The sequence below is a fragment of the Oribacterium sp. oral taxon 108 str. F0425 genome (assembly GCF_000214455.1).
Lineage (GTDB): Bacteria > Bacillota > Clostridia > Lachnospirales > Lachnospiraceae > Oribacterium > Oribacterium asaccharolyticum.
The window spans coordinates 1,243,701-1,263,293 of sequence record NZ_AFIH01000001.1 but is presented as its reverse complement, the minus strand read 5'-3'; the positions used below and the strand labels follow the sequence as shown (position 1 = coordinate 1,263,293).

14 protein-coding genes and 4 pseudogenes are annotated in these 19,593 nt (G+C 36.8%); 2 read left to right on the top strand and 16 right to left on the bottom strand.

The genetic code is table 11. From position 1 onward, the window contains the following. The first annotated feature begins 121 nt into the window (after nucleotides 1-121). Entirely contained in the window at nucleotides 122-1,252 is a 1,131-nt protein-coding gene (locus HMPREF9124_RS05980) for an SGNH/GDSL hydrolase family protein (protein ID WP_009428668.1), read from the top strand. A gap of 159 nt (nucleotides 1,253-1,411) precedes the next feature. On the opposite strand, the gene HMPREF9124_RS05975 is transcribed toward HMPREF9124_RS05980, so the two are convergent. After that, a complete protein-coding gene (locus HMPREF9124_RS05975; protein WP_009428629.1) occupies nucleotides 1,412-2,407 on the bottom strand; it encodes a Fic family protein in 996 nt (331 codons plus the stop codon). A gap of 490 nt (nucleotides 2,408-2,897) precedes the next feature. Between HMPREF9124_RS05975 and HMPREF9124_RS05970 the strand changes: the two genes are divergently transcribed. Further along, on the top strand, nucleotides 2,898-3,764 hold the full coding sequence (locus tag HMPREF9124_RS05970) for a hypothetical protein (protein ID WP_009427973.1): 867 nt from the start codon (nucleotides 2,898-2,900) through the stop codon (nucleotides 3,762-3,764). A gap of 136 nt (nucleotides 3,765-3,900) precedes the next feature. Here the strand turns inward: HMPREF9124_RS05970 and HMPREF9124_RS05965 are convergent, their stop codons facing one another. The 15 genes and pseudogenes from HMPREF9124_RS05965 to HMPREF9124_RS05900 all read right to left on the bottom strand — a co-directional run. Continuing rightward, nucleotides 3,901-4,449 carry a GNAT family N-acetyltransferase gene (locus HMPREF9124_RS05965; RefSeq protein ID WP_009429710.1) on the bottom strand — a complete coding sequence of 183 codons (549 nt, stop codon included), beginning with the start codon at nucleotides 4,447-4,449 and terminating at the stop codon, nucleotides 3,901-3,903. 103 nt (nucleotides 4,450-4,552) lie between these two features. Continuing rightward, nucleotides 4,553-6,540: pseudogene (locus tag HMPREF9124_RS12855) on the bottom strand (DUF438 domain-containing protein). Nucleotides 6,541-6,869: 329 nt separating this feature from the next. Beyond that, nucleotides 6,870-7,169, bottom strand: coding sequence for a helix-turn-helix domain-containing protein (locus HMPREF9124_RS05955; protein ID WP_009428237.1), 300 nt, complete (start codon nucleotides 7,167-7,169; stop codon nucleotides 6,870-6,872). Continuing rightward, complete coding sequence (locus HMPREF9124_RS05950; RefSeq protein WP_009427998.1) at nucleotides 7,162-7,521, bottom strand: type II toxin-antitoxin system RelE/ParE family toxin; 360 nt, start codon at nucleotides 7,519-7,521, stop codon at nucleotides 7,162-7,164. The genes HMPREF9124_RS05955 and HMPREF9124_RS05950 overlap by 8 nt, the downstream gene beginning before the upstream one ends. Nucleotides 7,522-7,817: 296 nt before the next feature. Beyond that, nucleotides 7,818-10,799, bottom strand: a complete 2,982-nt coding sequence (locus tag HMPREF9124_RS05945; protein WP_009429887.1) for a TOTE conflict system archaeo-eukaryotic primase domain-containing protein — start codon at nucleotides 10,797-10,799, stop codon at nucleotides 7,818-7,820. A 229-nt stretch (nucleotides 10,800-11,028) separates the two neighbouring features. Beyond that, nucleotides 11,029-11,892: a type II restriction endonuclease gene (locus tag HMPREF9124_RS05940; protein WP_009429774.1), complete on the bottom strand. Its 864-nt coding sequence runs from the start codon at nucleotides 11,890-11,892 to the stop codon at nucleotides 11,029-11,031. Next, complete coding sequence (locus tag HMPREF9124_RS05935) at nucleotides 11,873-12,625, bottom strand: DNA-methyltransferase (protein WP_242821609.1); 753 nt, start codon at nucleotides 12,623-12,625, stop codon at nucleotides 11,873-11,875. The genes HMPREF9124_RS05940 and HMPREF9124_RS05935 overlap by 20 nt, the downstream gene beginning before the upstream one ends. A 75-nt stretch (nucleotides 12,626-12,700) precedes the next feature. Next, nucleotides 12,701-13,533: pseudogene (locus tag HMPREF9124_RS05930) on the bottom strand (DNA adenine methylase). A 146-nt stretch (nucleotides 13,534-13,679) separates the two neighbouring features. Beyond that, nucleotides 13,680-14,522, bottom strand: a pseudogene (locus HMPREF9124_RS05925) (DNA methyltransferase); the annotation flags it as partial. A gap of 11 nt (nucleotides 14,523-14,533) precedes the next feature. Next, a complete protein-coding gene (locus tag HMPREF9124_RS05920; protein WP_036597669.1) occupies nucleotides 14,534-14,740 on the bottom strand; it encodes a hypothetical protein in 207 nt (68 codons plus the stop codon). Between the two features lie 453 nt (nucleotides 14,741-15,193). Continuing rightward, entirely contained in the window at nucleotides 15,194-15,880 is a 687-nt protein-coding gene (locus HMPREF9124_RS05915; RefSeq protein ID WP_036597668.1) for a hypothetical protein, read from the bottom strand. Between the two features lie 11 nt (nucleotides 15,881-15,891). Beyond that, the gene (locus HMPREF9124_RS05910) at nucleotides 15,892-17,760 is read right to left on the bottom strand and encodes an NACHT domain-containing protein (RefSeq protein WP_009428741.1); all 1,869 of its coding nucleotides are present in this window, start codon (nucleotides 17,758-17,760) and stop codon (nucleotides 15,892-15,894) included. A 190-nt stretch (nucleotides 17,761-17,950) separates the two neighbouring features. Further along, complete coding sequence (locus HMPREF9124_RS05905; protein ID WP_139090280.1) at nucleotides 17,951-18,490, bottom strand: hypothetical protein; 540 nt, start codon at nucleotides 18,488-18,490, stop codon at nucleotides 17,951-17,953. Between the two features lie 64 nt (nucleotides 18,491-18,554). Continuing rightward, the gene (locus HMPREF9124_RS12850; protein ID WP_242821608.1) at nucleotides 18,555-18,725 is read right to left on the bottom strand and encodes a transposase domain-containing protein; all 171 of its coding nucleotides are present in this window, start codon (nucleotides 18,723-18,725) and stop codon (nucleotides 18,555-18,557) included. Further along, nucleotides 18,720-19,378 (bottom strand): annotated as a pseudogene (locus HMPREF9124_RS05900) (IS66 family transposase); the annotation flags it as partial. The gene HMPREF9124_RS12850 and the pseudogene HMPREF9124_RS05900, both read right to left, overlap by 6 nt. Nucleotides 19,379-19,593: the final 215 nt, after the last annotated feature.

Genomic DNA, 19,593 nt, shown 5'->3' with positions numbered 1-19,593 from the left:
TATTGAAAACTTTGTATAATAAGATGTTCATAAGAGAAAAGTCTTCAAAAAAGTACAGTTTTCTTCTTGTTGAAGTCAGTTATGATAGAAATATCAAAATTTACAGGAGGAATTTTTTGTTATGGGAATTTTACAGCGAATTTGGAATGGTACATTTGTCTATCAAGAGCCTATATGTTTCTCCACTGATATAAAAAACCAAGCAATTGGTGGATCTTTACTCTATTTTCCGGATAAGATTTTGTCCGTTACCTCTTTTGATGGTAGTGTTTATTACGAAGTAAATCAGGACTATGTTGTTCTAGGAAAAAATATACTAAGAACAGAGACATCGCAAATTCCGTTTGTAGATAGAAAAATTTATTGCAAGTCATTTACCGGCATACCGGAAACTGCTTGGGTCCGGCTCCCCGGAGAAAAAGAATACATTGATCTTGTATCGGATATTTACCGCTGGCAAGTGCTTGTGACATATACTCATAAAACAGCTTGGAATGGATTTAAACCGGAAAGTAGATTAAAGCAGCTTCCTAAAAGCGTAAAAAAGCTCTGTGAAGGTGGAGACTTTCAACTTGTTTTCTATGGCGATAGCATTACTGCCGGCTGGGAGTCAAGTGGTTGTAACGAACATGTTATTGATATGGTAACAATTGAAAAATATCATGCTTCAATCTGGCATGCTCCTTATCAACCATCATGGGCTGAACTAGTTACAAATGAATTACAAAATTGCTACCCTAAAAGCAATATAATTAAAACAAATTGCTCAGCCGGAGGCGCTAATATGCAATGGGGACTACAGCATGCCGAAGAACTTGTAAATCCACATAAGCCAAATCTTGTTATTCTAGGTTTTGGCATGAATAGCATGCAGGAGCACGCGGACGATTATCAAGACACAATTATGTCGATTATTCAAATTGTACGCAAGAAAAATCCGAACTGCGAGTTTGTGCTTGTTTCACCAATGATTCCCAATCCGGATATCCTGAGTTTTCAAAACAATCAGCTACTAGATCAACAAAAAGCTTTATATAAGATTTCTGATAATATTGATGGAGTTTGTGTTGCACCTGTACATTCTGTATTTCAAGAACTAATTGCACATGGAAAGAATTATTTAGAATTAACCGGTAATTGTATCAATCATCCAAACGATTTTTCTGTCCGCATTTATGCTCAAACTATCTTGGAAGTGTTGAATCCGCATGGAGAGTCTAATACTTTAAAGCCGGGAAATAGTGCAAGATAAATTGAAAAATACAGAATATTTGCTACTTAAAATTTTATCGTCTTTCAAAAGAATAATTCCTTAGAAAATTTTTCAAAAAAGCCTCCCGACAGAATTTCGGGAGGCTTTCAAAATAATTCCTTCTATTACGCCATTTATCACGCCATCTATTATGACATTTTACAAGCCCTGCTTTATGACGTAATGGCCAAACCGATTCGAACCAACGTGTTCAATCTTTCCATCATCCGTAAGACGCTTTAGTGCTCTTTGAACCGTCCTTGGAGAGGAACCTACTATCTCAGCAAGTTCAGCAGCTGATTGTTTGCCATTTTCCTTCAGCAAACCAAATAGCTTCTCATCCAATGTTTTTTCTTTGTTCATTACACCATTATGTGAAAGTTCTTTTAACAAATCTCTAATTAGCAACAACATGAACTGAACAAATATTGTAGACTCACTGACGGCATTAGATGCATTCAAAGCTTTATAATAGTCATCCTGACGCTTATGTATAATAGTTTCAATAGGAATCCATAAAAAAAACTCCTGCCACTTTGCAAGAATCAAAGTGTGCCAAAGTCTTCCCAATCTTCCATTTCCGTCTACAAAAGGATGGATGAACTCAAATTCATAATGGAAAATACAGCCTTTTATTAATGGATGCAAGTTTGATTTTTTCAGCCAATCAAATAGTTGTCCTATCAAACTCGGTACATAATTAGCAGGTGTTCCGGCATGTATCAGCTGCTCTCCGGCATGTATCAGCTGCTCTCCGGCATACACTCCTACTCCTTTGCTTCTGAATACACCAGCTTCCTTTACTAAACCTCCCATCATAATCTTATATGCTTTCAAAAGATCTTTAACTGAATAAGGATTCAGCTTTGTCATAATCTCATACGCTTCATAAGCATTCTGAACTTCTCTGATATCCTGAGGTGGCCCTAGGACACGCTTTCCATCGATGATGTCACTTACCTGTTCCTTCGTCAAAGAGTTCTGCTCAATGGCTAAAGAAGAATGAATAGATCTGACACGATTCACACGTCTCAACTTAGGGTTCTTAGAAAGCTGCTCAGATACCGTCATTGCTCCGGTAATCTCTGCTATCTCTATTACCAGATTCGTAATCTCATCTGTCATTGTAAATGGCGGAATATATCTTTCCGGCATGGCTCACCTCCAAAAACAACTTATTTTTCTCCTTCAATCCAAGATATAATATGCAACTATTCGTCTTATCATTAGTCATTCTTTACTTTGGAAACCAAAACAACTTTATTAGTTATTGTACTACAGCAAACGAGATGCATCAATCGTTTTGACGTAAATGATGGCGTAGATCCCCCAATGATTTTTAAGAGATTTTTTTAATCTTTTTTTAGTGATTTATCTTGCAAAAGAAACAATGAATAAAGTCATGTGGGCTCTTTCAAAATAAACTTTTAGTAATTGAAAACAGCTGTAAATTCAATCGTAAAATTTTACGGTTGAATTTACGGCCGAAAAAAATTGATAAAATTTCTTTTCGATTGAATTGTATTTAAGATTGACTCTGTTTTGTAATGTTTTGTAAGAAGCTCTTTCCCTTTTTCGATTTATAATACAAAGGAAATAGAAATAAAGAAATATAAAGAAGTACAAGAGGAAGAGGGAGGAAAAAATGAAAAAGAATCTTTTAAAGCATACACTGCTTATCACAGCATTGTCCGCTCTATCCATTACCGCTTGCAGCAGTAAGACGGCAAAAGAAAGTAGCATAGTGAGTCCCACGGAAGCCGCTAAAGAAAGCAGTTCCGCGAATCCCGGTGACGTAGAAAAAGAAAGCAATAAGACTGATTCCGAAGACACAGAAAAAGAAAGCAGTGCTCCGAATCCTACAGAATTCGGAGCAACCGCAGAAGAAAAAGAGAAGGCTCAAAACAATTCCGATGCTCCACTCGTGGGGGCTTATAACACGAATCTTGCAAGCTTCTCTATGAAGGATAACCCCGATGCCATGAGTGCCTTTGAAGCGGCATTTCCAAATGGCTATAACTATACCCATTATGAGCCCATCGCCTTGCTGGGCACCCAGGTGGTTTCCGGCACAAACTACCTTTACCTATGTAAGAGTACTTGGACGGATTATCAGGAAAATGTCTCCTTTGTACTTTTACAGATTTATCAGGACCTTTCCGGAAAGTCCGAGGTAATGGGAAGTGCCATTCTCTTTCCCACAGAAGAATCCAGAGAGGAGGGAGAAGATTACATTGACAATACCGGCTCCTATCTCCCGGAAAATATTCCGGCAATCCAAAATGCCTTTAAAGAGGCTGTACCGGATAACGAAAATGCATCCTATATTCCGCTAGCCTATATTGGGAAGCACACACAGGAGGGGAAGCCCGAAGAAGACGTGATTTTCACCGCCAAGAAGTCAAAAGGAAAAGATGCCAAAACAAACTATGTTCTCCTTTACATCGGAAAAGATAAGGACGGAAAGGCGAAGCTGGTAAAGACGGAAGATGTGCAATTTCCGGATTTTTAATAATGGGATTTCAAGTGTATTTATTTACAATATAAAACTGTAAAATAAAGGACGGTAAATTACGGACGAAAAATTGGAGGATGAGAAGCTATATTTTTTCCCTTAAAAATAAATGCTTAAGGGAACACAAAGATTATTATAGCTTCTTCATCATCCAGAATGCATCCATGTAAGACCCATCCGCAAACTTCATGTTATCCGGGAAGGTACCATACTTCTCAAATCCCAGTTTCTCATACAAATGAATGGCATCTTTATTCTCTGCCATCACTTCCAGCTCTACCTGCTCATATCCGACATTTTTTGCAAATTCGAGAACAATCTGCAGCATCGCTTTTCCAATCCCGAAGCCGCAGTACTCCTTGTATAAAGCAATGGCAATCTCGCATCTGTGGCTGTATCTCTTGTACGGGGCAATGCTCATAAGAGAGCAGTTTCCGATGTGCTTTCCATCCATAAACGCAACAAGCATAAGCTCACGTTCTGCATCCATCTTGTCCCGAATAAACTGTTCTTCTTTCGTCTTTGTTATGGTGATTTCTTCCGGCTCTCTGACAAGATAAGGCGTCTCGGCACTCGTTATCTTTAAATATTGAATCAAATCCTCCGCATCTTCCGGTCTCGCGTTTCTGAATACAACGGACCTGCCAAGCTTATCTTTCATAGATTTTTCTTCAAATACCATTTTCATCCTTCCCCCAAAAATGTAGCGAAGCTAGCGAGAGCGTGCCCAAAATTCAGACCTATATTGTACAGAAAATTATTTTGATTTTATACATCCGCTTTTCTTACAGTTCCTCCGGATGGCTCTTAAAATACTGACGGAAATGTTCTTTAACCTCTGTCATATCCGTTACCGCTTCCAAGGTTCCCACGTAGTTCTGCTCCTTGTCCCGAACAGCCATATAGCGTACCAAGAAAGGTTTTCCGCCTTTCTCCATCCAAATTGGAACTTCATCTTCCTTTCCATCCCGGAAGTTTCCGATAATCATACGCACCATAGGTTCCACTTTGGGAGGATGACAGGAAAATACTTCCCGATCAATAGCCATTTGCGGGCGTTTAAAGACCTTTGGCCCTTCATTAAAGAAACGATTGATATTGTCCTTATCCACGAAGGTAATCTCCACCGGAAGAGTATTTAACATGGCGATGAGCTCATTTCTCTTTAAATGTCCACCGGGCATGATGATTTCTCCATCGCTTGCAGAAGAGGACTCTCCGCTATTCCCGGATTTTCCTTCCAATGATTCTACTCTGCGAAGCAGATCCTCCAACATTTTTCCGGCTCCCTGAGGAAGTTCTGCATTGTGAACATCTCCGGAATGTTCCTCAGAAGCTTCTTTCCTGCCTTTCTCTCTTTCTGCTTCTCCTGCTCCTTCGACCGCTCTCCACTTTTCCGGAGTATTGCCGGTTTCTTCCGCTTCCTTCCAACTTGCATTTTCAACGGAAAAACAAGCATCATAGTCTTTGGAATCGAAGTAAATCTGTATCCACTCCTCTTTTTGAAATTGCAGGGCGCACATAGGGAAGAGGATATTTTCCTCCTTATAAATCATCTCTTCCATACGGTTCCGTACAGCAAGATAATTCTTTAAAAAAAAGCTGTTTAGGATACTTTCCGCAATCTCCGCTTTGCTTCTACTATACTCTTCTTCCTCATCATCCAGATCTTCTCCGGTGTTCCGAAGCGCTCTCACTCCTTTACTCTTCTCGCTAAGCTCTCTTTTCAGTTCTCCCAGAGTATCCCGAATCTCATCATCCACTGTCCACATGACTTGAGAAGGCCCGGAAATGTCGTATTTCACTTTTAAAAGCGGATAGAGAAGGTCTCCCTTCTTCGCATAGTGCACGATAAAGGAACGGAGTTTTGCAAGCTCCTCTGAAAATACAGCAAGCAAAGCTTCCCAATCCGGCGCCCCTTGCGCACCTTGTACTCCTTCTATTCCTTCTATTTTTCTGCTTTATCTTTTCCGCCGGCTTTTCCGGAAAGACTTTCTACTAAGCTTTCCCATCTTGCCTTCGTATTCTCCAAATACTGCCCGAGAGCCTCATTTTCCTTCGTGAATGTTGAAAGAGGATGTCCGGGAATCTGAATCAAGCTTTCCGCCTCTACACTTTTATTGATGTAGTTTTTCTCCTCTTTCCCTGCATGATTCTTTAAAGAAGCTTGAACAGCTCTTTCCGCATTGGCAATTTTTTCTTCCCGGGTATCTCCGTGGAAAAGAGCCGAATGCACATCACAAAGCTTCTGTACTTTGGAAAGAGGCATGCCGGACTCCATTAGTCCTTGCTCCGCCCTCATGATTTCTGCAGGATCCACGTCCTTAAAATCCCGTACAAAATCTGCACGAACAGACTCCAGATCCTCGCCCTCAGACAGACGATCCAAAAGCGAACGCAAGGCTTCTGCACGATCTACCGGTGCTTTAGCCGCCTCAGCCGAATCAGCAGCCTTAGCTATCTCGGCTTCCTCAGCTGAATCAGCAGCCTTAGCTATCTTGGCTACCTCAGCTGAATCAGCTGATTCAGTAGGAAAGGGCTTCCCTCCATCCGTGATCTCAAATCCCTTTTCCCGGAATGCACGAACAATCTCCTCCAAAGGAATCTTCTTCATCTGTGAACCCTTCTTCAGATTCATAATCCGACCTACAGAAGCCAGCATGGCAGGATTTTTAATTTCCGTGAAACCTAAATTAGCCATGATGTCGGCAACTTCCGGGTACTCCTTTACAAGGGATGCTACACTTTTATCCAAATCCAAAATCTTATCCATTTTCTTCTCCTTCTCATTCCACTGATTTCTTCTGACAAGCTATGAGGTAAGTTTACTTTTTTCACTTGACGGATAGAGTCAGATCATTTTTACGATATTAGTCGATGCGTATACTATGTTTCTTGTTAGTATATTCTAATTATCAGTTAAAAAGAAAATTATTTTGTTGCTTATGCAACGAATGGAGTGATTTCTTGTACCTTCAGCTGAAACTTCCTCATTAGTAAATGACACAGAGCAATGTATAATTAAAGGAAAGACAGAGATTTCCTTGAATCATTTAAACTGTCTAATCCAAAAAAATTTCTGTCCTTTCGCAATGCTAAAAACTATTTCACTACCGATACCTGCTCCGGAGTAAATTCAATCTTAAGAATCATTCCCATTCCTTTTGCCAAGCGCTGAAGCGTCCTAATAGAGGGATTGGCACTACCACGTTCCAGTTTGCTAATATCTCCTTGTGCAATACCGGTTATCTCTGCAAGCTCTTTTTGTGTCATTCCGGATTTCTTTCTGGCATCAATCATAGCCTGAATAACTATATGTTCCGGTTGAAGAGCTTCATATTCTTTTCGAATTTCAGGATCCTGAAGTTGTTCCTGAAGAAAATCATCAAACTTTCTACTCATTGTATGATTCCTTTCTATCCATATAATCTGCTCGATATTTTTTCGCTTTCTCAATTTCATTTCGAGGAGTTTTTTGTGTCTTTTTAATGAATCCATTTGTAAGAATAATATGTTGATCTACATAAAAGAAATACATAATCCTTGAAATATTATTTCCCAATTTTATTCGCAATTCAAAAATACCATCCTCTAGAGCTTTTGAATAAGGTTCACGTAATTGGTATCCGTTGTCTTGTAAAAGTTGTATCATATCAAGGGTTTTAGCAATAAATTTTTTCTCCTGTGAAAGAATAAATTCCCTCACCGGTTGAATCCCATTTTTTGTCTCATAAAATTCTACTTCAAACTTCATTCCAAACTCCTAATAAAATAATATAGTTTTTATCCTATATTGTCAAGTGAATAAATTTTCTTAAACTATAGATAATCAATCAAGCTCTAAATTCCTGATTTTCACAACATTTGACATTTTTCTACTATATGACATCGTTTCCGTATAGTTCTATAATTCTTTAATTCTTCGCTTCCATGTAAAACTCAAGAGCTTTTTCATCAGGAATTTTCATTAGGGGTCAATAATGAGTCTGTCTTAATTCAAGACGCAGTGCGTCCTACATTGGAGTGTAGCATCGAAGCTTAGCATATTTCTTATCCAAAGCTTCTTTCCAACAACTCTTGCGCTACATCTTTACTTTTTACACGCATTAGATTGTCATCCGCTTTCGCTCGTGATAGAAAATTCATACTTCCATACCATACTATCTCATCGTCTATGATAGCGAAATGCTCATGCATATGCTCCTGAAGCTTAACTCTGATACCGCAATTTTTAAGTATCTCTACAAGTCTTTTGGTATCCTCAATCTTTTCTTCAGGATATCCCTCGGGATTAAGGGTTATCACCGTAAGCTTAATTCCATCTTCCTGTCTCTGGTTTATAAGTTTTACGAAAGCATCCAACTTGGCGTGATTTATTCCGGGGCTGGAAATAATAATCTCTTTATTGGCCTCCAATAAATCTTTTTCATATACTTTTTCATAGCTATCTATATCAAAAATAGTATTGGCATTCTGTTTTTCGACATTAATATTATTGCAAATTTCATATCCAATTTTCTTGTAAGTCCTTAGGCGCTTATGATACATCTTCTCCAGCACACGTATATGAGAATCCACATAATCGTATATGATTACTTCTTTCTTTGTTTCGTAGTCTCGATGTAAACGCCCGGCAAACTGCTCAATATTTCCTTCTGCTGCTGCAGGCATGGTAAGCATCATTGTGTCAAGACGAGGAAAATTAAAGCCTTCGCCAATATATTTATCAATAGCAACAAGGACAATAGACTCCGCATCCGAAATCGCTCTCATTTGAATTCTCATCTTGTCCTTAGCTTTTCTACTGCCCCCTCCTTGCAAAAGATAAACATGATCTGCCTTCCCCTGCAATCGTTGATATAAAAGCTCCGCATGCTCCTTATACTTCGTCAAAACAAGCGGTGTTCTACCGTTTTGAATACAGTTCTCTACATCAGCAATAATCTGTTCATTTCTGGATTCGCATTCAATAACTGCCCTGTTTGCCTCCATAACTTTTAAATTCGCTGTACTAACCAACATTGTAAATCTTGGATAAACAAAGTGATCAATCCCTTGTTTTTCTGCTCTTTCCTTTGCCGTATAGCGGAATCTTATGGGACCGAACTGCATAAAAACTTTCTTTTCCAGCCCGTCTTCCCGTTTCGGTGTGGCCGTTAAGCCATAAACATACTTTGCTTTTGCTGAACCTACAACATCTTCGACAGTCTGAGCCGCTCCATGATGACATTCATCCATGATTACCATTCCATACTGCTCAAGCATTGGATTAATTTCATCCCCTTTTCCCAAGGAGGAAAATATTGCAACGTCGATAATACCGGTCATCGAATTATGACCTGCATGTAGCTTTCCAATAAGGCTCTTTCTCTTTTTAATTCTTCCTGTTTTTGTCTTATATTCCGGTAATTCAGCATTTACATCCAAAAACTTATTTAAATCTTCAATCCAATTCTTTTGTATTTCTGTATTATGTACCAGGATAAGAGTATTGGTTTTTCTTTGTGCGATCATATATGCGCCTACCACCGTCTTACCAAAAGAAGTAGTCGCAGCGAGAATACCATTATCGTGTTCCAAAATGGCCTTTGCAGCTCTCATCTGCTCTTCATATAGCGTACCATTGAATGAAACATCCAAAGTCATTCCGGTACACCTGTTATCTGTCAGTGTAAAAGAAATATCTACTTCGTTGAATCTGTCAATCACAGAATCAAGTAGTGCCCTCGGAATACAAATATAGCCTGCGTCATCATAGCCGCAGAAAACTATTCGCGGTATACATTTGGTTGATAATCCCATTGCGGCCTTTTTATAAAAATCCGGATTACTAAAAGCCGACATCCGCCGTAATGCATTCTGCATTCGAGGCTTCATGTCTTTTGTACCTACGTAAACTTTGTCAGCAATTATAATCTCAACTGCAGAGGAGACATCCTCTTTATGCAAAGAAGGTTTAGTCTTTTCCCAAGGCTTAGTATCGTTTGCCCCCTCCGTATCCGCTTCAAACTCGTTACTAAGAACACCTAGGATTCCTTCTGCAGACCATTCTTTTATTCTTTCTTCTACTGTTTCAGAAGAAAGCTTTTTTACCTCTTTTAAACATTCCCATTGATTTGGATAAGCATTCCAGTTTTCATCTATAAATGCGCTATTTCCAAGCTTCAGGGCCTGCCCTTGTAATGGCAGTGCAATAAGATTACCAAGCCCCGGTTTTCCCGTTTTTGTATTAAGTGGTATATGGTCCTGAGCCGGAAGCATTCTATCATAATACTTAAAGCTTCTCATATTTACAGACTCAGCACCTTTGCTTAGAAGTGCCGTGCCAAATCGACGTGCAACACTTGCGAGAATAGGCTTTTCAAAAAATATCCATACATGGGCGCCTTTCCCTGAGCGGGAGCGTTCAACCAAAACCGGAACTTCATTGATTTCACAGATTTTTCTGAAAGCGTTAACCTCTGTCATCCAATCCGACTCAAAGTTAGCTCCATCATCTCCACCGATTTTGTCATCATGACAGTCAAAATCAAACACGAGAAAATTGACAGTTTCATCCGGAAACATCGGATATAATCCAATCACATCCGAGGCATCTTCCCTAGCCCCGATCAGGTGCTCATACAGCACTTGACCAGTCAGTTCTTTATACTTCTGATTCTGACATTCTCCACAATTAAACTGGGGATTATTCTTCTTAGGACATATGCCATCTTTCCAGAAATTCCAGCATTGCGTATAATATCCATGCTTTCCGGTTTTCTTGTTAGCCTTTCCGGAGCGCTTACTATACACATCATTTCTACCCTTGAACAGATGATAATAATACTGAATATGCTGCTTCGTAATGGTAACGGGAAGAATACGGGCTCCTTGATTCTCTTCAAAAGCCAGGTTCTTATCCGGAGACAATTCCTCTAATTCCTTTGCCTTCCGTTTGTATGAAATTCCAGCATTATCGAGAAGTCCATGCAAATATTCAATTTCATTTTCAAGTTGACTTATTTTCGATAAGAACGTTTCTTCATTCATGCAATCTGCCATTGTTTAGATTTTTTTGCTTTCTATAGGATTCACAAAACACTCTGTATTACATTAATATCTTAGTTTAAAAAGCGTGAAAGGCGTGAAAAGTTTAAACACTTTGTAAATGTTGCTCCTTTTTTATGAAGGGTGACAAGTTATTTATTATTTTGCCGGAAGTTCTCCGACAATCGCGTTTCTTTGTACCTCATCTATATGAATCAATTCAGGCTTTCGATTATATAAATATCTTTTTCATAACCCCCTGTTCCATATCATCAATATTATAAATATGTTCCATAACATCAAAGGTTTCTCTTAAATTTTCTCTAGCACTTCTCCAACCAATTCCATCAGTAAACCAGACAAAGGTAAAGCCTTCTACAGTATCTGATTCTTGGGAAAGCATTTTATAACTTCGGGCAGTTTCATTTAACTTAGAACCACCATTGCCATAGAAATTCGTTTCAATTGCATATATCATATCCTCTGTTTTCACCACAAAGTCAAAGCGTTTAGCTGCCTTTCCCTGATTAGATATTACCGATAAATCAATCCCCCACATTCTTTCAATGTCAATTAAGTACTTTTCCTTATAATAATTAACATCCTTAACAAAGCCCGCGGAAGTAATATATTTTTCCACCAAATCTTCCATCTGGTGGCCACCACGATTCTTTCTACCATTAGAATCCAATCCTGTTTCGATACCAAAAGCATAATCTACTAAATTATTTACTAAGTGGTTGGAAATCATATCAAATAAACCGGTTTTTCGCATAAACACTTTATACTGCTCAATTGGATAATTCATCTTTTTAAAGTTATATTCAAAAGCGCCTTCATCATCTTGAGCATAAATTTGATTGCTTCTTACAGCAAGTAGTAAAGGAATGCATTCTAGCGTTTCCGGATATCTTGCAATAATATTTTCAAATGCTTCTTCAATATTTTTTGATCCGATTAAAGAATTCAAGATATTCAGTTCAATCTTTATACTATCTACATTTTTTATAACTTTGGAAAAATCAATGTAATAGTCATAAGTAGATATACTAGATCGAAATTTAGTAAGCCATTCATCAAAGTTCCTTTTCTCCATTACTTTCTGTCTCCAATCTTTTTTTGCAAATAGTTAAATATTCCTCTTCCGTATCAATGCCAATAAATCTTCTTCCCAATCTTTTTGCTACAACACCGGTTGTCCCTGAACCGCAAAAAGGATCCAAAATAATATCATTCTCTTTTGTAGAAGCCTGCACAATCCTTTCTAAAAGGTATTCCGGTTTTTGTGTTGGATGTTTTCCTGCTTTTTTCTCAGAAGGTTTTGTTAAGCTACCTAGCCAAACATCCTTCATTTGCTTTCCACCATTCTGTTCTTTCATTAGCTCATAGTTAAAATAATGATGTGCTTTCTTATCAGCTTTTTGCGCCCATAATATAGTCTCTGTAGAATGGGTAAAACACCTACAGGCAAGATTAGGTGGTGGATTCGTTTTTTGCCAAGTTATATTGTTAATAATCTTGAATCCTTCTTGTTCTAAAGCCATTCCAATGGAATATATGTTATGTAAAGTTCCAGAAATCCAAATACTGCCATTTGGTTTTAAAATCCTTTTACATAACTTAATCCACTTCCGATTAAAACGATGTTTCTCCTCTACATTTGGAGAATTATTCCCTATCTTGTCCCATTCTCCTTTGTTAACGGAAACCATTCTTCCACTATTACAAGTTATTCCATCATTACTCAAAAAATATGGCGGATCCGCAAAGACCATATCAATACATTCCGGATTCATTTTAGAAAGTAACTTTAATGAATCTCCATGAATAAGAAAAGATGAGGTATCTTCATAGAAAAAATTTTGCTTTTTTTCAAAAAAATCTCCCAAATAAAATACCTCCTACTAATAATTACAAATAATAATTTCTTCTCCGGTTCTTTTTGAAGCATCGGAATTAATCATTCGTTTAACATTAACCACGTCCATCTTATAGCCTTTATTTCCATATAAGTCATTAATAAACTCTGTATTATGATTGGTCAACATACAGAAGCAGCCTCTTTTTGTTAAATCATCAAAAAGTTTAGAAAGCCTGATATGGCTATCCATATCAAATCCTTCTTTTGTGTAAGATTCAAATGAGGAGGGATTAAGTGGAGCATAAGGACTATCCAAAAAATAAAATCCCCTTCCTTCGCATCCTTACATGCATCTTCAAAATCCCCCAAGCATATAGTCAAGTCTTTTAAATACTTAGAGACTTCAAAAATAACTTCTTCATCAATAGATGATTTTTTACTATTATTATATGGGACATTAAAAAAACCTTTGCCATTTACACGATATAAACCATTGAAACAATGTTTATTGAGGAAAACGAAAAGAGCCGCCAATTCCAGATCAAACTCTTCTCTCATTAATTTGCTATTATAAAGATCTCTAATTAAATAGTAATACTCTTTACCCCCCTCATCTATTCTACTATCCAGCTCTTTAACCTGGACAATAAACCGCTGAGGCTCGCATGCAATAGTCTTATATGTATGAATCAGGGAAGCATTGATATCATTGAGCAATGCTCGTTTTGGCTGCAATGCAAATAATACCGCTCCTCCTCCAAGAAAAGGCTCAATATAATTTTCAAAAGAATGAGGAATTCTCTCTAGAATTTCACCTAAAAGCTGCCTTTTTCCTCCTGCCCACTTCACAAATGGTTTCAATGATTGCTCTGACATCCCTATCTCCTCTTTTTATAAAAACAATATTGATTATAAGAGAATGTTGAATTTTATTCAACGAACTATCAGAGAGAGTAAATTTTTTATACTTGGGCTTAATTTGTGTTTATTAATACGAAGGAGACCATTAACAAAATAAAGACTTAGAAATTTGGCTTATAAAATACAAAGATGTACTCATGTGCCAGCATTAAGAAATTTCTGTTCTTATTTTGCCAATTTGATGTAGCTCTACAATTATGTTGAACTTTAATAATGATTTCTTTTAAAACAAATCCTGTTTCCAAAAAACAAGTTAGAAGTTGAAATCCCAAAGGAATTACATTTCCATGAATCCTTTTATCCCCAATCATCACAGCGCAATACTTCCCTTTTTTGAGAACGCGAAAGGATTCCGCCGCTACTTTTTTCATAGCGATGATAAACTCTTTTTCATTGCATAAAGAAATATCTCCTGCAAGATCTGAACTATAGGAAATAATATTAGAATAAGGTGGATGAGTACAAATAAAGTCGATGCGATTATCTTTGATAAAAGCTAGTTTGGCAGCATTTCCCTTCTTAAGAAAAATTTGAGCTCTTGAATTAGAATGAAAAGAAAGATTTGTTCTAGATAAAGATAAGGCTTTGGGATTGATATCGATACCAATTCCATTTCGATTGAGTAGCTTGGCTTCTACTAAGGTTGTTCCACTACCTAAAAATTGATCTAAAACCCAGTCTCCCGGCTTTGAATATCGAAGTATCAGATTCCTCGGTATATAAGGTGACCAATTTCCTCGATACTTTCCTGAGTGAGTAGCCCATTTCCCACGTTCTGGAAAAGACCAAATGCTGGTCTGCTCGAGGTTAAAACTATTTGGTTGTAAAAGAATAAAATCACCTCCTGTTTTGTAATAATTTAATTTTATGACACGCTGAAAATACACAAAGTCTATCGAATTTTTTGAATACACCAGTGGCTGAAAATGAATTTGCGAAAAATTATTGACACTATCTAAGCAGCCCGGTTTGGTGCTTTGGCTCTCAAGATTCCGCCTTTATCACAATCTCCGGCATAGACCTTGATGTGATGTTCCAAAACCTTAAACTTTGCAGGAGTATAAAGAAGCTCTTTGTAAACTTCGTCCGGAAGTTCATGCCAGCCTTTAGGAAACTGTTTCGTCAGTTCTTCTTCCGTGCATGCATGACAAACCGATTCCACTTCGAGAGCCGGCAGATTTTCATTGAACGGACGGGTTATTTACCATTTACCTTTACAAAATCAAAGGCTATGGCTTTGCATTTAATACCATCCTTCATAAACTAAACTCCTTTTTTTAAAAAATACAGCTCCCACCGGTGATGAGTAAGATGCCCTTTGGCATCTTACCGCAAGTAGCTACGAGCCTGTGGCGAGTAGTCCACAGTTCTACGGGATAAGAAAAGACCTCTCAATAAATTGGAAGGTCACAATATACGATATAGTCTTTTCTTATCTCTTTGTCAACCGTTTGAGAGCTTGAAAAGCCCAGAAATGCAGGGTTTGTGGTATTCATTGTTGCACATACGTTTCACACCCACGACGTTTTATTACGTCTCAGGACTGTTTTTTCTTAATTAACCCTACGCAATAGCCAATGGAACAATTTCTCATTCATAAAGCTTTACTATTCCATTATATACTATCATTTTCAGCAAAAATTAATTTATCTATTTTATTTTTAAATGAAGGATTCTGATTTAAATACTCATTAAATACTCCTACTAATTTAGCCAAACTTTTCTCAGGAATTTTGTAATTTTTACACAAAGTCTTTATTTTCTCTATAGTCAATTCTTGAAATAGTATCTTTATACTATTTTGGTGAAAATATGTCTGCGTATAAAATTCATCATAGTAAAACATTCTATATCGAAAATGTATATACTCAAGTAAATTATCATCATTTTTATTCTCTTTTGACAATTCTTCCAAGCCCCTCTTTACTTCTTGAAAAATATCAGCAAACGAGAATAGCACTGATAATATAGCCTTTTCTTCATATTTGTCATTAACAACACTTAAATATTCGCTATTACCACTTATAATATTTATCAAAATCCATTGACTATGAATATTTTTTTGATGTTTAAATATAAAGTCACTTTCGTCAACAACAAAATCTACCAATTGCTTTTTATATACTTCGTCATCTATGACCTGCATTCCTAATATTAAAATATTGAGCGCTCCCAAACGTTCCTTATTTTCAATTGCACCATCTAATACAATTGAAAAAATATACTCTATCAATTTCTGATATTTAAATTCGTTTTTTTGTTTAAGCATCGCAAATGTTAACTCAAATATTTCAGAGTCCACATCAAAGTCGCTTATACATGCATAAATTTCTTCAACAGAACCTGTTCTAATAAATACATACTGTGAATAGAAATATTCAAAAAAAGATCGATGAAAAATTTAAACTTGTCCTCACCTGCAGAAGGTACAAATAATTCTGTTCTGTCTGCGCAGAATGCTAAAAACTCATCTACTGCCTCTTCGGTTTCTACTTCTGATGAATATTTTGTTTTGTATTCATTCATCAATGTATCCTTAATAGTTTCTTTATCCGCCTCGGCATTATTCGGTAAGCATAAATTTGACAATACCATAAAAGTATTATCTTTCATCAATGGAGCAATGACTTTCCATCTACTTTTTTCTTGTGTTTTTTCCTTTTCTCTTTTGTTTGCAATATACTCAAAACACTTTTGATATAGTTCCAGTTTATTTTCGGGTAATTCCCTTTCAGCTTTGTAAATGTTTATGAGCAATGACAAAACCAAAAAACTACACAGAAATCCCTTTTCTACTAAGGTGTTACTTTGCTCCAAAAAGGCCTCTTTATCTTTATTGTCAAATTTTCCTAGTTTTATTATATTATTTACATATGTTTCTATCTGTGTTTTGTCTAGTGGAGCTATATCATACACCTCTATTTCTTTTTCAGGAAAAAAACCTCTGCTTCGTGATGTTATACAAATCTTATTATTCGGATTTTCTCCTTTAAAATATGTTACTACCTTTTTATGTAAACTCTTTCTTTTTGACTTTTCCACTTCATCTAGAGCATCTAACAAAATAATACATCTTCCCATATTTAAGTAATACTGTACGAATTCTTTTGTGATTTTTTCTTTTTCAATCAAAGTTTCTTTAGTCATACTGTTCTGCAAAAATTCAATTACAGAAATTGGATCCTCTGAATTATTAACATAAAAAGATTTTAACTCACCATATATCACCAAATATTCCCTACTATCAAAAATATTTAGGTTTTCAAAATCAGTAATAACTTTATTCATAAACAGAGATTTTCCATAGCCTGCTCCTCCTGTAATATATGCTATGTTATTCCTCTCAAAAATATACCTCCAGTCGTCAAAAAACTGTTCATTATTTACATCCCTGCTTTGAAAAGCATTATACCGTTCTCTTGTTCTAATAAAATTTAGTTTGTTTATTAAGTTTTCATTGCACCTAAGCTTAAGAAAAGGTGGTACATAAAATGAATTAATTTCAAATCTATCAAGTAAGTAAATATGTGCGGTATTATGATTCTCCTTTAATAATTTGATATAGTGCTCTTTAACTTCTTCAAAATCATCATTCCTATCTATCACGTCTTTAGTCATGCTTTTTTCTAAAGTGGATATAACTTCTTGAATTTTGGACATCAACATATTACTTACAAAATCAATCTTTGTATTTACAAAAAAAGCCACTGCTTTTTGATCTTGTCCTAATTTGTCACACAAATATGTACTAGACATTTCAAATATATCCATAAACAATCTAAACACATCAGATTTATTAGGAATAGTAATTGTTTTATTATTTTCATAACGCTTCATCAACCCAGTCGTCAAAAAAACAACTACATCTTCTTCAATCAGATACATCTTATTTTTCTTTTTCTGAACATTCGCTAAGTTACTGCCTAAATGTCCCGTAATCTTATATATTATATAATTGTTTATGGTGTCCTTCACTAATGGTAAATTTAAATATTCTACTAATAATCCCGATTCGCATAAATGTTCATATTTGTTATTCAATTTTTCACCAACATACTTTTCAATATCTTGCTTATCAAATTGTTCCTTTCTGTATTGAAATTTTCCAACGACACACTTGCCTATATCATAAATTATATTCGATACCACATTACATAATATACCACTTAACAACATCTCCATTACGCCCTCCACAGATTAATATTTTGTTAAATTATATCAGATAATGTCTCAAAATTTACAATAATTTTGTAAATCTTTTGTATTTTGGTTGTTTTCTTTAAAAATGTGTTAAGACCAAACAATTATGCAAATTCAACTACATTGATTTTATATTACAGCCTCAGATTTTTACAATCTGAAACTGTAATCTCTATCTTTGCAAGTCTTGTTCTGTTTTATCTATTCCTCTTTTATAGTCCTTCTCCACTATCTCCACACTTCCCTGTATCTGCTCTAGTGTCCCAATTCGATTATCTGAACAAATTTTCCCTTTCAAATTTTCCGCCCGATAGATTGCCTTTGTCTCCATATTCCGAAACGCCTCCAACTTGTAATTGTATCCACTCGGATCATCCCGAAATACTGAAGCCACTTCTCCTTTACTTGTATTCCATCTCATCAATCGTGGGAACCAGCAGAACCCCTCTTGCACCATTTCCTTAAAGGATAATAGTAACTGTCCCAATGTCGATAGAAAGCTTCGAAAGGAATTCCCTGCCGTAATACTTTCTCCCCTTTCCACTGTGTTTGCAAATTCCTCTATATCTGGTTGAAGAGGTAGATACGACTGAATCAATTGTTTTACAATATCCAGTAATTCCAGAAAGGAACCTTTTTGTTTTAGTTCTTCATCCGTAATTTCCAGTACCAACTTTTTGGTTCCCAATTGTGTATCTAGCGATTCAACCATTTTCTTTTGTAAATGGTAAATAACCCGTCCGTTCAATAAAAACCTGCAGGCTGGCAGATTTTTCTTATCTGGTTTTATTCTTCCTACAGCTATCCGGTAATTCCTCCGACCAAGGCATCAGTTTTTTCAACTCCTCCTCGGGAACATTTTCTCTTGGATATTTGATGAGCTCCTTTAGTAGGTATGTAAAGTATTCGTAGGGCTTTAGTTGGTTTGCCTTTGCACTTTCCGCAATGCTGTATAGAAGAGCACTGGCAGAGGCTCCTCTGACGGAATCGGTGATGTGCCAGGAATGCTTTCCAACGCAGAAGGTTCTTATGCTTCTCTCTGCGTCATTATTATCCAGAGAGATTAAAGCATCCTGCAAGAATACTCGAAGATAGGGCTCCTGATTAAAAGAGTAATTCAGAGCCTCTGTAAGCTTTTGACTACCGCATATTTTATTGCGAGTCTGTTTCACCCACGCAAAATAAGCATCTACCAGTGGCGCTACAGTCTGTTGCCTGTTCGTTAGCCTCTCTTCTGTAGATGATTCCTTAAAGCTATTGTCCTGATGGTAAATCATGTCAATCAAGCGGATAGCTTCAGCGGCAGCTTCTTGTGCCGGAGTCAGGGCTTGCCCTTTTTGGGTTGCTTTTATGATCTCTGCAAATTTTCTGCGCACATTAGCCCAGCAGCCCGCTACTTTGAGTTCTCCATCCTTTTTCATGAGCGTATGATAGGGTTGATAGCCGTCTGTCACCAGAGTTCCCTTGTATCCTTTCAGGTATTTCTCCAAGCCGGTACCATTTCGGCCTCCCAAGTATTCATACAAAAAGATAGGGGGGGAGAAACCGGTCCTTCCGGAGAATAAAATACCCACATATATTCCTTGGAATGCTCCAGCATAATGAATGGAGTTTCATCACAATGCACGTGATGGGACTGAAGAAGTTCAGCCTTCACATCTTATGCACCGGCTCCAGATAATAATCAGCAAGACGAATCATCCAACCGTCCATGTCTTGTCTGGGAATATTTTCAAAGAGGATTTCGACTATAAAATGGCAAGTGGTATCAGCGATATGAAATTTTAGAAAATTTCCGCGCTAGAAATGATCGGC